This window comes from Salarchaeum japonicum, assembly GCF_049705945.1.
GTDB classification, from domain to species: Archaea; Halobacteriota; Halobacteria; order Halobacteriales; family Halobacteriaceae; genus Salarchaeum; species Salarchaeum japonicum_A.
This window is the reverse complement of record NZ_JBNAMV010000004.1, coordinates 633,524-645,888: the sequence shown is the minus strand read 5'-3', so window position 1 is coordinate 645,888 and position 12,365 is coordinate 633,524. Positions and strand designations below refer to the sequence as shown.

The 12,365-nt window shown below is 68.3% G+C and carries 15 protein-coding genes; 8 read left to right on the top strand and 7 right to left on the bottom strand.

Annotated elements, in window-relative coordinates; translation table 11 throughout:
* Positions 1-42 precede the first annotated feature (42 nt).
* The gene (locus tag ACOZ4O_RS05125; protein WP_424524241.1) at positions 43-819 is read left to right on the top strand and encodes a lysostaphin resistance A-like protein; all 777 of its coding nucleotides are present in this window, start codon (positions 43-45) and stop codon (positions 817-819) included.
* Here ACOZ4O_RS05125 and ACOZ4O_RS05120 read toward each other — a convergent pair.
* Positions 805-1,254, bottom strand: coding sequence for a DUF302 domain-containing protein (locus tag ACOZ4O_RS05120; protein WP_424524240.1), 450 nt, complete (start codon positions 1,252-1,254; stop codon positions 805-807). The genes ACOZ4O_RS05125 and ACOZ4O_RS05120 overlap by 15 nt on opposite strands.
* A 33-nt stretch (positions 1,255-1,287) precedes the next feature.
* Positions 1,288-1,575, bottom strand: a complete 288-nt coding sequence (locus tag ACOZ4O_RS05115; protein WP_424524239.1) for a DUF5789 family protein — start codon at positions 1,573-1,575, stop codon at positions 1,288-1,290.
* Between the two features lie 121 nt (positions 1,576-1,696).
* Here ACOZ4O_RS05115 and ACOZ4O_RS05110 point away from each other — a divergent pair, with 121 nt between their 5' ends.
* The gene (locus ACOZ4O_RS05110) at positions 1,697-2,548 is read left to right on the top strand and encodes a DUF7139 domain-containing protein (protein WP_424524238.1); all 852 of its coding nucleotides are present in this window, start codon (positions 1,697-1,699) and stop codon (positions 2,546-2,548) included.
* Here the strand turns inward: ACOZ4O_RS05110 and ACOZ4O_RS05105 are convergent.
* The 3 genes from ACOZ4O_RS05105 to ACOZ4O_RS05095 are packed head-to-tail and all read right to left on the bottom strand — an operon-like array spanning position 2,545 to position 5,212.
* Positions 2,545-2,979, bottom strand: a complete 435-nt coding sequence (locus ACOZ4O_RS05105; protein ID WP_424524237.1) for a DUF5615 family PIN-like protein — start codon at positions 2,977-2,979, stop codon at positions 2,545-2,547. The two genes, ACOZ4O_RS05110 and ACOZ4O_RS05105, sit on opposite strands and share 4 nt — an antisense overlap.
* Positions 2,976-4,781: a helix-hairpin-helix domain-containing protein gene (locus tag ACOZ4O_RS05100; protein WP_424524236.1), complete on the bottom strand. Its 1,806-nt coding sequence runs from the start codon at positions 4,779-4,781 to the stop codon at positions 2,976-2,978. Before ACOZ4O_RS05100 ends, ACOZ4O_RS05105 begins: the two co-directional genes overlap by 4 nt.
* Complete coding sequence (locus tag ACOZ4O_RS05095) at positions 4,778-5,212, bottom strand: DUF5788 family protein (protein ID WP_424524235.1); 435 nt, start codon at positions 5,210-5,212, stop codon at positions 4,778-4,780. Before ACOZ4O_RS05095 ends, ACOZ4O_RS05100 begins: the two co-directional genes overlap by 4 nt.
* A gap of 336 nt (positions 5,213-5,548) precedes the next feature.
* Here ACOZ4O_RS05095 and ACOZ4O_RS05090 point away from each other — a divergent pair, with 336 nt between their 5' ends.
* Genes ACOZ4O_RS05090 through ACOZ4O_RS05080 form a run of 3 tightly spaced genes read left to right on the top strand, consistent with a single transcriptional unit; the run spans position 5,549 to position 8,139 of the window.
* A complete protein-coding gene (locus ACOZ4O_RS05090; RefSeq protein WP_424524234.1) occupies positions 5,549-6,514 on the top strand; it encodes a rhomboid family intramembrane serine protease in 966 nt (321 codons plus the stop codon).
* Positions 6,514-7,290 (top strand): endonuclease V, encoded by a 777-nt coding sequence (locus tag ACOZ4O_RS05085; RefSeq protein ID WP_424524233.1) that lies wholly within the window; start codon positions 6,514-6,516, stop codon positions 7,288-7,290. Before ACOZ4O_RS05090 ends, ACOZ4O_RS05085 begins: the two co-directional genes overlap by 1 nt.
* Before the next feature lie 30 nt (positions 7,291-7,320).
* The gene (locus ACOZ4O_RS05080; RefSeq protein WP_424524232.1) at positions 7,321-8,139 is read left to right on the top strand and encodes an SDR family oxidoreductase; all 819 of its coding nucleotides are present in this window, start codon (positions 7,321-7,323) and stop codon (positions 8,137-8,139) included.
* On the opposite strand, the gene ACOZ4O_RS05075 is transcribed toward ACOZ4O_RS05080, so the two are convergent.
* The gene (locus tag ACOZ4O_RS05075) at positions 8,136-9,155 is read right to left on the bottom strand and encodes an ArsA family ATPase (protein WP_424524231.1); all 1,020 of its coding nucleotides are present in this window, start codon (positions 9,153-9,155) and stop codon (positions 8,136-8,138) included. The genes ACOZ4O_RS05080 and ACOZ4O_RS05075 overlap by 4 nt on opposite strands.
* A 90-nt stretch (positions 9,156-9,245) precedes the next feature.
* On the opposite strand from ACOZ4O_RS05075, the gene ACOZ4O_RS05070 reads away from it, so the two are divergent.
* The 3 genes from ACOZ4O_RS05070 (at position 9,246) to sfnG (ending at position 11,268) form a co-directional block, all read left to right on the top strand.
* A complete protein-coding gene (locus ACOZ4O_RS05070) occupies positions 9,246-9,437 on the top strand; it encodes a hypothetical protein (RefSeq protein WP_424524230.1) in 192 nt (63 codons plus the stop codon).
* A 73-nt stretch (positions 9,438-9,510) separates the two neighbouring features.
* Positions 9,511-10,089 (top strand): NADPH-dependent FMN reductase, encoded by a 579-nt coding sequence (locus ACOZ4O_RS05065; protein WP_424524229.1) that lies wholly within the window; start codon positions 9,511-9,513, stop codon positions 10,087-10,089.
* A gap of 84 nt (positions 10,090-10,173) precedes the next feature.
* Positions 10,174-11,268 (top strand): dimethylsulfone monooxygenase SfnG, encoded by a 1,095-nt coding sequence (gene sfnG, locus ACOZ4O_RS05060; protein WP_424524228.1) that lies wholly within the window; start codon positions 10,174-10,176, stop codon positions 11,266-11,268.
* Here the strand turns inward: sfnG and ACOZ4O_RS05055 are convergent.
* Positions 11,265-12,365, bottom strand: coding sequence for a pyridoxal phosphate-dependent aminotransferase (locus ACOZ4O_RS05055; protein ID WP_424524227.1), 1,101 nt, complete (start codon positions 12,363-12,365; stop codon positions 11,265-11,267). The genes sfnG and ACOZ4O_RS05055 overlap by 4 nt on opposite strands.

Below are 12,365 nucleotides of genomic sequence, written 5' to 3'. Positions count from 1 at the left end.
CGGTCGGAGAACTCAAACGGCCGCTCGCCGAAGGTTGTACTGATGAGCACTACTGAAACCAAGTGGGGATTGAGTCCGCGCGCTCGCTCGGTCCTCCTGACGTACGCGCTCGCCGTCCTCGCGTTCGGCGTCGGCGTCGTCTTCCTCACCGCTATTGCATTCACGTATCTCTCCGTCACCGGCTCCGACCAGATATCTGCGGTCGCGTCTCTCGGGATGAGCCTCATCGCGCTCCAGGGACTCGCGTTCCCGCTCGTCTCACTGACGTTCCTCCACCGGCGCGGCCTCGGCCTCGACTTCCTGAACTACTCCATGCCGTCGCTGCGCGAACTCGGTCAAACGGTTCTGACGTTCGTCGGCATTATCGCGCTCGTCATCGTCGCCGCCATCGTCATTCAGGCGCTCGGCCTCGAAGCCGCGTCGAACTCCGCGGGCGAGACCGCGAGCGCGAACCCCGAGGTCATTCCCTTCCTGATTCTCGCGTCCTTCCTCCTCATCGGCCCCGGCGAGGAACTGCTGTTCCGCGGCGTCATCCAGGGCACGCTCCGCGAGCACTTCTCCGCGCCCGCTGCCATCTTCCTCGCGAGCGGCGCGTTCGCACCCCTCCATATCACCGCACTCATCGGCGACCTGCAGGCCGGTCTCGTCACCATCGCCGTCCTCTTCCTCCCGGGCCTCGCGTTCGGGTACGCGTACGAGCGCACGGACAACCTCGTCGTCCCCGCGCTCGCACACGGTATCTACGACGCCTTCCTCTTCGCCATGCTCTACCTCGCGACCGTCTACGCGCCCGAATCTACGAGCCTACTCGGCGTCTAAGTTCGCCATCGCTTCGTCGACGTACTCGCCCGTGTCGGCGACGATGTCCGCCCAGTCCTCGTCGTCCGGCGCGATGCCGACGAGGCGGGCGATGCGCATGATGGACACGTGGTACACCTGTTGGACGCCCGGTTCCTCCTGCCAGACGACGACGTTACACGGGAACAGGCCGCCGATTTTCCCCTCGTTCGCGTCGAGCGCGCGGTCCGCCATCGCGGGGTTGCACGCGCCGAGCACGTAGTAGGGGTCGCGGTCGGCGTCCACCTTCTCGTTCAACAGGTCGGACGGCGAGAACTCAGCGGGGAACCCGAACCCCGCGTCGGAGAATGCCTCGCGGACGTGCTCGATGGCGTCCTCGTGGCTCATGTGGAGGGTTCCGGTCTCCTCGCCGATGTCCTCGGGGTCGATTCGCGACGGGTCGATTGGAAGCGACATACCCCACCGTTCGGCGGCGAGCGGGAAAAACGTCTACTCTTCCGTGGTCGGCACGACGCCGGTTCCGACGACGCCGCGAACCGCGGTCTCGAAGTCGTTGCGCGACGAGAAGTACGTCGACTCGACCTCGTCCAGCACCGTCCCGAGTTCGCGCGGGCCGTCCGGCGTTCGAATCGTCGTGTCGCCCTCGCGGCGGGCGATTTCGCTCTTCTCCACGCCCCAGGTGAGTCGCGCGGACACGCGGGCGAGCGGCGCGCCATCGACGGGTTCGCCGTCGCCGAGTTCGACCGCGGGCCCCTCGTCTTCCTCGTCGTCAGCCATACGCGACTCTGCGGCGGACGCGTGGGTAGTTCTTTCGATAGAACGGCTCGCGAGCGCGCTGGTGTCGACGCCGAGTGACCGGGGCGCAGTGCTTTTGGTGTTGCTCGTGCTTGTCTCGCGCATGACGAGTCTCGGGGACGCGTACGAGCGGCAGGCGGGGGACGTGAGTCGCCGCCGCGTGTACGCGGGGACGGCCGTGTTCGCGGTCGGCGCGCTCATGGTCGTGTTCGGCGTGGTCGCGGGGACGACGCCGCTCTTACTCGGGGACAATCCGTCCGCCGCGGCCGTGGCCGGCACGCGCGAACTCGCGGGCATCTTCGTCGGCCTCGGGGTGCCGGCGGTGTTCGCGGGTATCGTCACCGTGCTGCCGGCGAACCGGTTCCAGCGCGCGGCGGCGGTCGGCGGCGCGCTCCTCGCCGCGGTCGGCGTGTTCCTGTTCGCGGCGACGTACCCCGAGAACTGGTACGCGAGCCCCGGCGTCCCGAGCACGTCCGTGTTCGCGCTCGTGGTCGTCTACTCCGCGGGCGTGATGACGACGCTCTGGTGTCTGTTCACGGCGGTCGCGACGTTCAAGACGCGGAACGACCCCGGGGGCACGGTGACGATGACGATTACGCGCGACGGCGAGACACGAACAGTCGAGGTCCCCGAGGACCAACTGGACTCGGCGCGCGAAGCGCTCTCCGGCGGCGGGTCGTTCGGCGGCGTCGGCGTGTTCGGCGACATGGAGACGCCGACCGATGACCACCCCACCCAGCGCAGTGACGCGGCGAACCCCGATGCGTCCGCGAGCGACGGCGGCGCGACGGCCGACCTCTCCTCGCCGCTCGACGGCCCGCAGGACAAGTACTGCGGGAGCTGCGAGCACTTCGACTACGTCCGCACCGACGACGGCCTGAAGCCCTACTGCGGCCTCCACGACGAAGTCATGGACGACATGGAGGCCTGCGCGGAGTGGTCGCCGAACAGCTAGAGGCGCTCTTCGACGTGCTGCCAGTGACTTCCCTCCCAGTAGTACTGCCCGCAGTCCCTGCACTGCCACACTCGACTGGCGTTGTCGGGCGCGTGGTCTGGGCGGTCGTCGGTCTCCGCGAGTTCGCCGTTGCACTGTGAGCACCGCGCGCCCGCCGTGAGTTCCAGTTCGAGGCCGGCGTCGCGGAGTTCCTTGATCTGTTCGTCCGTGTCGACGCTGTCGAGCAGCACGCTCTCGCCGTAACTTTGGGCGAAGTCCACGTCCCGAGTGACGAGCACGCGGTTCTCGCGGCGCGCCGCCTCGGCTATCTCGGGGTCTTCGAGCAGGCCGCGCTCCGGCGCGTACGCCGCGTCGTACCCGCACATTCGGAGGAGGCGCGCGAGGTCGCCGCACATCACGTCCAGCATCAACCGGGTGTCGTCGGGCGTCATGCGAGGAACTCGAGGACGTCCGTTTCGGGCCACGTGTTCAGCACGTCGTCGGGTTCGGACCAGCCGCGGCGGGCGGTGTGGACGCCGTACGCGAGCTGGTCGAGTTCGCTCGGGCTGTGCGCGTCCGTGTTCACGACGACCGTCGCACCCGATTCGACCGCGGTTTTGACCGCGCTTCCGGGGAGGTCGAGGCGGTGGTAGTTCGCGTTCACTTCGAGCGCGGTGCCGGCCTTTGCGGCGGCCGTGCCGAGGCGTTCGGCGTCGAACTCCATCGCGGGCCGGTCGTTGATGAGGCGGCCCGACGGGTGGCCGAGCACGTCCACGTGGTCGTGTTCGACGGCCGCGACGAGCCGGTCGGTCCGGTCGCCGTCGTCGTCGCCGAGCGCGGAGTGCGGGCTGGCGACGACGATGTCCAGGTCCGCGAGCACCTCGTCCGGGACGTCGACGACGTTCCCGTCCGCGTCGACGTTTGCCTCGACGCCGTGGAGCACGGTGAGGTCGTAGTCGTTCCGCACGCTGTCGATTTCGTCCATCTGCTCGCGCAGGTCGCTCCCGGAGAGCCCGGAGTCACCGAACACGCCCGGCCCCTCGCCGTGGTCCGTAATCGCGTAGTAGTCGTAGCCGCGCTCCTCCGCGGCCGCGAGCATCTCCCGAATCGTGTTCGCGCCGTCCGACCACTCCGTGTGCGTGTGCAGGTCGCCCCGCACGTCGGACGCCTCCACGAGGTCCGGGAGGCCGTCGTTCGCCGCCGCCTCGACCTCGCCGCGGTCCTCGCGGAGTTCGGGCGGAATCCACGCGCACCCGAGCGCGTCGTACACGTCTTCCTCCGTATCGCTCGCGAGCAGGTCGCCGACGCGCTGGCCCGCGTCCGGGTCGTCGATGTCCGAGACAGCGTCGGACGCGTCCGCGTCCGACTGGCCGACAGACCCGGTACGTCTGTCGACGTCGAACACGCCGTACTCGTTCACCTTCTTCCCCTGGTCGATGGCGTGGTTCCGGAGCGTGATGTTGTGGTCCTTCGACCCGGTGAAGTACTGGAGCGCCGCGCCGAACTCGCTCGGCGTCACCACCCGGAGGTCGACGCGCAGGCCGTCGCTCCGCACGCTGGTCTTCGTCGGCCCGACCTCGATGGTGTCGTCCGCGCGCTCCCACTCCGTGAGCGCCTCGCCCACGTCCTTGCCGGCGTCGCTCGCCGCGAGCACGTCGACGTCGCCGATGGTCTCGCGCCACCGCCGCGTCGACCCCGCGACCGCGACGCGCTCCACGTCCTCGACGCTCTCGAGGAAGTCGACGATGTCGTCCGCGACGGGACGAGCGTCCCCGAGCAGGTCGCGTTCTCCGGCCTGTCGCGCGAACTCGATGTGGTCGAGGATGTTCTGCTCGGTCGTTGCGCCGAACCCCTCGACGTCCTGAATCTTTCTGTTCTCCGCCGCACGCTGGAGGTCGTCCAAGTCCTGGATTCCGAGCGCGTTGTAGAGCTTCCCGACGGTTTTCGGACCGACGCCCTCCACGCGCGTGAGCGCCGCCATGTCCACGGGGAGTTTCTCGCGCTCTTCTTCCAGTTCCTCGATTTGCCCCGTCTTGACGTACTCCACGATTTTCGACGCGATGGCGTCGCCGACGCCGTCGATCTCCTCCACGGCGCCCTGGCCCTCCGCGACGAGGTCCTCGATTGCGTCCGGGTGGTCGCGGACGTTCGACGCCGCGCGCCGGTACGTCGTCGGCTTGTACCCAACGTCTTGGGCCTCCAGGAGGTCCGCGTACTCCTCCAATCTTTCTGCGACCTCGGCGTTCCGGCTCATCGCCGCAGCCCTCGCGTGTCCTCCCAGCCCAAGGCGTCCGAGAGGAAGGAGTACCACCGCTTCGTGTCCATGCGCTCCTGGGCCTCCATCTCCGCCTCGACGCTCTGCGACCCGAGCGACTCCAGCGCGTTCAACGCCCGGTCCAATCCCACGATTGTCGCAACCAACTCCTCGCCCTTCTCGAACGAGATATCACCCTCCTCCAAGCGTTCGAGGCGTTCGAGGCGCTCCCGCCGCAGGAGCTTCTTCGCCTCCTGCACGCGCTCGCGCTCCCCCGGCGCCACCCCGTCGGCGTCCTTCACGTTGAACACGAACGACCGAAGCTCGAAGGGTTCGCCCTGCACCTCGATTTCGGCGGGGATGGACGCGCCGACCGTCGCGCCCTCGCGCTCCACGCGTTCGAGGAGCTGCTTGCGCTCGTACGGCTTCATACCTCGGCATACGACCGCACTCCCGAAAGCGCTTGGGCTCGCACGAACTGAACCACGTGCTCCGGCGCGGAGCGGTCGGGCGAAGCGGCACGGTGCGGTACGGAGCGGTACTGAGCGGAACGGAGCGGTGCGGGCCTGGTGGATTGAAAGGGCGAGGCGGTCTCGGGAACCCCGGGGACGCAAGCACGCGAGCGGAGCGAGCGAGCGCAGCGACCCGCGGGAGTCGAGAGCGCCGAGGGCTTTCGGGCCTAGTTTCCGGCGGTCGGGACGGCCAAGTGTTCGCTTTCTCGTACTAGCCGCGGAACGCTTAACGGCCCGCCGTTCGAACCCCGGACAATGGCTCGGTGTGACCGGTGTGGCGACGAAGAGGGGATGCCGTACCAGTGCCGGCTCTGTGGCGGCACGTTCTGCTCGGAGCACCGGCTCCCGGAGAACCACGACTGTGCGGGATTGGAGAGCTGGAACGACCCGAGCGGCGTGTTCGACTCGGGGTTCGACGACAGCGTGAACGCGTCCTCGGAGTCGTCCGTGCTCGGACTGGACACGGGACCGGGCGGCGTGCTCGCGTACTTCCGCGGGAACGCGACCTACGTCCTCTTGGGCGTGATGTGGTTGCTGTTCCTCGTGCAGTACGTTGTCGCGCCGTACGCGTTCGGTATCGAGCAGGGAACGCAGGCGTGGGTGGACCTGTTCACGCTGAACACGACGCATCCGCTCTACGTCTGGACGTGGGTCACGTCCGTGTTCGCGCACGGCGGCCTGACGCACATCGTGTTCAACAGCATCGTGCTGTACTTCTTCGGGCCGGTGGTGGAGCGCCGCATCGGCTCGCGGAAGCTCGTTGCGCTGTTCCTCGCGGCGGGCGCGCTCGCGGGCCTCGCGCAGGTCGGCGCGACGCTCCTCCAGCACCCCGAAGTGTACGGTCGACAGCTTCTGTTCGTGCAGGACGGCCAGCTCTTCCGACTGACGAACGGAACTGCCGTGCTCGGTGCGAGCGGCGCTATCGCCGCCTTGCTCGGCGTTCTCACGGTTCTGAATCCGAACCTCCGCATCCTGCTGTACTTCGTGATTCCGATGCCGCTCTGGGTCGCGACCCTCCTGTTCGCGGGCTACTCGGTGCTGATGAGTAGCCTCGGCGGCGTCGGCGCGGGCGGCGTCGCGCAGCTCGCACACCTCGCCGGCCTCGCAATCGGGTTGCTGTACGGCGTGAAGCTCAAGCGGGACGGCGAGCGCGCGCCGCGCGAACTCCGGTTCGGTGGCGGCGGCGGAGGCGGCGGCATGGGTGGCCGCCGCCGGCGATAATGGAGGTCGTCCGTCCCGAGTACGTCCCCGACTCCGCGCTCTCCCGCGAGGAGATGGAGGCGCTCCAAGACGACACCGCTGCGGACGCCGTGTTCGCGGACGACCACGGCATCGACCCGGACGCGATTCGTCTCGACGATACTGTCGAGTCCGAGGGCGACTACGACCCCGACGGCAGGCCGGTCGTCGTCGGCGTGGACCAGGCGTTCACGGACGACGAGTCGGTGAGCGCCGTCGTCGCCATCCAGGGTGACCGCGTCGTGGAGCGCGCGACGGGGCGCGCGTCCCTCGACCTCCCCTACATCCCCGGACTGCTCGCGTTCCGCGAGGGCCGGTCCATCGTGAACGCGCTCGAATCGCTCGACGCGCCCGCGGACCTGCTCGTCCTCGACGGGAGCGGCCGCATCCACTTCCGGCAGGCAGGCATCGCCACGCACGTCGGCGTCATCTTCGACGCGCCCGCGCTCGGCGTCGCGAAGAACCTCCTCTGCGGCACGCCCAGACGGTCGCTCGACGAGTACTACGAGGAAGGCACCCGCATCCCCATCGAGGCGACCGACCGCGTGAGCGCGCCCGCCGGCACCGTCATCGGGCACGCCTACCAGTCCCGGCAGTACCCGAACCCGGAGACGCGTCACGTGAATCCGCTCATCGTCAGTCCCGGACATCGCGTGAGCGCCGAGACGACCGTGGACTTCGTCGAGGCGCTCTGCGCTGGCTACAAGCTCCCGGAGCCGACGCGGCTCGCGGACGCCGACGCCGACCGGGTGAAATGACTTAACTCGGAGCCGGTACAGGACTCGGGTATGACGAAGGTCGTTCTCATCACGGGCGCGTCCTCGGGTATCGGTCGCGCGACCGCCGAGTTGTTCCTCGACGAGGAGTGGACGGTGTACGCGACGGCGCGCGACACCGACGACGTGGTCGACCTCGCGACCCACGAGGACTGCGAGACCCGCGAACTGGACGTGACGAAACCCGCGCAGTGCAAGAACGTCGTCGACGACATCGTCGAGACCGAGGGCCGCCTCGACTGCCTCGTGAACAACGCCGGGTTCGGACAGCTCGGCGCGCTCGAAGACCTGCCGACGCGGAAACTCCACCGGCAGTTCGACGTGAACGTCTACGGCCCCCACCGACTGGTTCGCGCCGCCCTCCCTCACATGCGCGAGCGCGAGGACGGCACCATCGTGAACGTCTCCTCCGTCTCCGGTCGCGTCAGCACGCCCGGGATGGGCGCGTACTCGGGGTCGAAGTTCGCGCTGGAGGCGATGAGCGACGCGCTCCGCGGCGAGGTCGACGCGTTCGACATCGACGTCTGTCTCGTGGAGCCCGGACCGGTGGACACCGGGTTCGGCGACCGCGCGACCGCCGAACTCGACGACATCGAATCGACGGGCGTCTACGATCACATCTACTCGCTCTACGAGGACTACGTGCTCGTGAGTAGCGCGGGCGCGAGCGAGCCGAGCGAGGTCGCGGACTGCATCGTCGACGCCGCGGTCAGTCCCGACCCGCCCGCGCGCTACCCCGTCGGCCGCGCCGCCCGCCTCGGCGCGCTCGCGCGCTTCGTCCCCGACCGCCTCCGAGACAAGGCGTTCAGTCTGGCCGCGAAGTTCGCCTAGAGGCAGGACGCGACGACGCGCAACATCCGTTCTCCGCGGACTTCCTCCGCGAACAGTGGCACGCGCTTCACGTCCGTTCCCCTGAAGAGGTCCTGGGCTTCCGCGAGCGCGTCCTGCTGGACGCTCCAGCGGCGCTGACAGAACTCGCAGGAGTCGAGGTCGGGCGTGACGAACGCGTCCTCGGGTGCGTCCGTCACCTCCGCCAGCGGCTCCATCACGCGATTGACGACGACCGTTCCGACCGGAATCTTCTGGGATTCGAGCTGGCTGCGGAGGCGTTTCGACTCGAACACGCTCATCTCCTCGGGCACCATGACGATGCGGAAGTCCGTGCGCGCGGGGTCGCGAAGCACGCTCCGCAGGCGTTCGACGCGCGCCGCGAGTTCGTCCAGGTCCGCACTCATCCCCTCCGTGTCGCCGCCCATCATTCCCTTCAGGTTCTCCATCATCCCCGAGAACTGCTGGCGGAGTTTCATCACGCGCCCCATCATCGAGTCGAGGATGTCCGGGAGTTCGAGCAGGCGGAGCGTGTGGCCCGTGGGCGCGGTGTCGACGACCACGCGCTCGAACCGGTCGTCGTCCATGTACCGGAGGAGCAACTGCATCGCCGCCGCCTCGTCCGCTCCCGGCATCATCCCCTCCAGGCCGTCCTCGCCGTCGCCGCCCGGGAGCATCGCGTCCATCCCGCCGAGCGGGTTCTCTCCCCCGCCGCCGAACACGCCAGCGCGCTCCAGCGCGTCCTCGGGGTCGATTTCCACCGCGTACAGCGGCACGTCGTCCCGGATGCGCTGGGGTCGCGTCGGAATCTCCGTCTCGTAGGTGTCGCTGAGGCTGTGCGCAGGGTCCGTGGACACCACCAGCGTGTCCGTCCCGTCGCTCGCGGACGCCAGCCCGGTCGCGGCGGCCATCGTCGTCTTCCCGACGCCGCCCTTCCCGCCGTACAGCACGTACTCCGCCGTCCCCGCGTCCACCGTGAGGTCCGCGGACTCGACGGCCTCGACTTCGATATCGCTCATACCCGGGGACTCGGACCGCGCTCCGGTCAATCCGTCGGTTCCGCGCGCGACGGCGACACGCCTTAGGTGCTGCGCGACCCGAACGTCGATATGTCGTTCGCGACCGAACGGCCGTTGGCGTACGGTGCTGTCTGCGTTCTCCTCTGGGTGGCGCTCTGGGTGGCGCTCGAAGCGCTGCTGTTCGAGGACGACTTCCTCGGTGCGGCGATTACGGGCGCGGTCGGCGGTCTCGCCTTCGCGGTCGCCACTATCGCGATTCGTCGCGCCCGCGGTACCGAGTGACGCCACGACCGCGGTAACTGCACGTTTTGCGAGAACCCGAACGCCGTATTCCCCCGGACGCGAACCCCCGGGTATGACGCACGTGCTCGGCATCGTCGGCAGCGTCTCCCAAGAGTCGAAGACGAAGGCAGCGGTCGAACGCGCGCTCGCCGGTGCGGACGCGGAGACGAGTCTGCTCCACCTCGCGGAGTACGACCTCGCGACCGCGGACGGCCGCGGCCTCGAGAACTACACGGGCGACACCGCCGACGCCCTCCAGCGGGTCGTGGACGCGGACGCGTACGTTGTCGGGACGCCCGTCTACCGCGGGTCGTGCTCGGGCCTCCTGAAGAACTTCCTCGACATGGTGCCGCGCGGCATCTGGGCGGCGGACGTTGCGCCGTTCGAGGACAGCGCGGTGGGGCTGGTGGCGACCGGCGCGACCGACCACCACTACCTCGCTATCGACCAGGAACTCCGGCCGCTGTTCGGGTTCTTCGGCGCGCACACGGTCGGCGGCGCGGTGTACGCCAGCGACGACGACTTCGACGACTACGCGCTCGCGGACACCGACCTCGAAGCCCGTCTGGAGACGCTCGGCGCGGCGACCGCGGAACTCTCCGCGGCCATCGAGGACTCCGATGCCCTCGACGCGCTCGGCCCACAGTTCTAACGCAAGCGTTTCCGGTAGTCGGAACCCTCACCAAGCCTTAGCGCGGACCCAGACGGCTTCTTCCCGCGGTTTCTCCGTTCGCCCATGGTAGACGTAGACTTCGCGTACTGGGTGCCGAACGTCAGCGGCGGCCTCGTCATCACCGACTGGCCCGCCGACACCGACTGGCAGTACGACTACAACGAGGAACTCGCACAGAAAGCGGAAGACGTGGGGTTCCGGTACGCGCTCGCGCAAGCCCGGTTCTTCGGGAGCTACAACGCGGACAAACAGTTGGAAGCGCTGAGCATCTCGAACGCGCTCGTCGCGAACACGGAGGAAATCGAACTCATCGCGGCCGTCCACCCCGGCCTCTGGCATCCCGGTCCCGTGGCGAACTTCATGGCGACCGGCGACCACATCAGCAACGGCCGCTTCCACCTGAACGTCGTCTCGGGCTGGTTCAAGCGCGAGTTCACGGGCTTCGGCGAACCGTGGCTGGCGCACGACGAGCGCTACGAGCGCAGCGAGGAGTTCATCGAGGTCCTGAAGGGTCTCTGGACGGAGGACGAGTTCAGTTACGACGGTCGGTTCTACCAGATGAACGACGCGCCCCTCCAGCCCAAACCGACGGCGGACCCGCACCCCACCATCTTCCAGGGCGGGAACTCCCAGCGCGCGCGGAAGATGGCGGCGCGGAACGCGGACGTGCTGTTCATGAACGGCGGGAGTCCGTCCGAACTAGCGGAGATTATGGCCGACGTTCGCGAGTACGCCGACGAGTTCGACACGGAGCCACCGAAGTTCGCGGCGAACGCGTTCGTCATCCAGCGCGACACCGAGCAGGAGGCGAAGGAGGAACTGGAGAACATCATCGAGAACGCGACGGACGAGGCCGTGGAGGCGTTCAAGGAGCAAGTGAAGCAGGCTGGCCAGTCCTCGGCGGAGGGGGAGGGGATGTGGGCGGACTCAGAGTTCGAGGACCTCGTGCAGTACAACGATGGCTTCAAGACGGGACTCATCGGCACCGAGGACCAGATAGTCGAACGCATCCGCGAACTGGACGCCATCGGCATCGACATCGTGCTCGCGGGCTTCCTGAACTACGACTGGGAACTCGAACAGTTCGGGGAAACCATCATCCCCGCGGCCGAGGACGCAGACCCGCTCGAAAGCGCTGAACAGGTGCTCGACGACTAGGCGAAGTAGTCCGCGAGGCGTTCCGCGGCCGCCTCGACCCGCGGCGTGACGAGCGCGAACCGGAACCACTCGCTCCGCGAGTCACCGAACGCCGACCCCGGCATCCCCGCGACGCCGGCCTCGTCCACGAGCCGTTTCGTGTTCTCAAGCGTGCCCGGGTAGTCGGGGAACTTCGCGAGCACGTAGAACGCGCCGTCCGGTTCCGTGTACGCTGCGCCCGCCGCGTCCAACGCGGTCGTGAACGTTTTCACGCGTTCGCGGAGGCGGTCGCGGTTCTCGGCGTGGTAGTCCGGACTCGTCTCGCGGAGCGCGTTCAACACCGCGTACTGACCGGGGCGGGTCGTGGAGACGTTCGTCAGCATGTTCCGCGCACGAACCGCCGGCACGTGTTCTCGGGGCAGTATCGTGTACCCGACGCGGAAGCCCGTGATGGCGTGCGTCTTCGAGTAGGAGTTCGTGACGATGACGTGCTCGGAGTCGAACTCCAAGGCGCTCGTGAACCTACCGTCGAGCACGAAGTGGTCGTACACCTCGTCGCTCACGAGGATGGCGTCGTACTCCTCGGCGACCGCGACGAGTTCGCGCATTGTTTCCTCGCCGTACACCGCGCCTGTGGGGTTGTTCGGCGTGTTCACGACGATGGCGGCGGTGTCGTTGTTCGCGGTCGCGCGCACGTCCGCCGGGTCGAGCGTCCCGTCGTCGTCCACGGGAACGAACGTCTGCTCGCCGCCGAGCATCGTGGTCTTCCCGGGATAGTACGGGTAGACGGGGTCGGTGAGGATGACTTCGCGTCCGGCGTCGCGTTCGAGCGCGCGCCCCATCGCGAGGTAGTTCGCCGCGCCGCCGCCGTTCGCGACGATGACGCGCTCCGCCTCGACGCCCCGGCGGGCCGCGATTTCCTCGCGTAGCTCGCGGAGGCCCGCGCTCGGCGCGTACTGGAAGTCGTCGCCGCCGAGGTCCGCGTACTCGTGCAAGCCCTCGCTGATGCCGTCGGGCGACCCCCAGTCCGGGTTCCCCGACACCATGTCCACCACGTCGCGCTCGGCGTTCTCCGCGTACGCCATCACCTCGAAGAACAACGGCTCCTCGTACTCCAT

Excerpts from the sequence above, each read along its gene's own strand:
- ACOZ4O_RS05055 (WP_424524227.1), bottom strand. The coding sequence starts at position 12,365 with ATGGAGTACGAGGAGCCGTTGTTCTTCGAGGTGATGGCGTACGCGGAG.
- ACOZ4O_RS05085 (WP_424524233.1), top strand. The coding sequence starts at position 6,514 with ATGGAGGTCGTCCGTCCCGAGTACGTCCCCGACTCCGCGCTCTCCCGC.
- ACOZ4O_RS05125 (WP_424524241.1), top strand. The coding sequence starts at position 43 with ATGAGCACTACTGAAACCAAGTGGGGATTGAGTCCGCGCGCTCGCTCG.
- ACOZ4O_RS05070 (WP_424524230.1), top strand. The coding sequence starts at position 9,246 with ATGTCGTTCGCGACCGAACGGCCGTTGGCGTACGGTGCTGTCTGCGTT.
- sfnG (WP_424524228.1), top strand. The coding sequence starts at position 10,174 with ATGGTAGACGTAGACTTCGCGTACTGGGTGCCGAACGTCAGCGGCGGC.
- ACOZ4O_RS05095 (WP_424524235.1), bottom strand. The coding sequence starts at position 5,212 with ATGAAGCCGTACGAGCGCAAGCAGCTCCTCGAACGCGTGGAGCGCGAG.
- ACOZ4O_RS05075 (WP_424524231.1), bottom strand. The coding sequence starts at position 9,155 with ATGAGCGATATCGAAGTCGAGGCCGTCGAGTCCGCGGACCTCACGGTG.
- ACOZ4O_RS05090 (WP_424524234.1), top strand. The coding sequence starts at position 5,549 with ATGGCTCGGTGTGACCGGTGTGGCGACGAAGAGGGGATGCCGTACCAG.
- ACOZ4O_RS05120 (WP_424524240.1), bottom strand. The coding sequence starts at position 1,254 with ATGTCGCTTCCAATCGACCCGTCGCGAATCGACCCCGAGGACATCGGC.
- ACOZ4O_RS05105 (WP_424524237.1), bottom strand. The coding sequence starts at position 2,979 with ATGACGCCCGACGACACCCGGTTGATGCTGGACGTGATGTGCGGCGAC.
- ACOZ4O_RS05110 (WP_424524238.1), top strand. The coding sequence starts at position 1,697 with ATGACGAGTCTCGGGGACGCGTACGAGCGGCAGGCGGGGGACGTGAGT.
- ACOZ4O_RS05080 (WP_424524232.1), top strand. The coding sequence starts at position 7,321 with ATGACGAAGGTCGTTCTCATCACGGGCGCGTCCTCGGGTATCGGTCGC.
- ACOZ4O_RS05115 (WP_424524239.1), bottom strand. The coding sequence starts at position 1,575 with ATGGCTGACGACGAGGAAGACGAGGGGCCCGCGGTCGAACTCGGCGAC.
- ACOZ4O_RS05065 (WP_424524229.1), top strand. The coding sequence starts at position 9,511 with ATGACGCACGTGCTCGGCATCGTCGGCAGCGTCTCCCAAGAGTCGAAG.
- ACOZ4O_RS05100 (WP_424524236.1), bottom strand. The coding sequence starts at position 4,781 with ATGAGCCGGAACGCCGAGGTCGCAGAAAGATTGGAGGAGTACGCGGAC.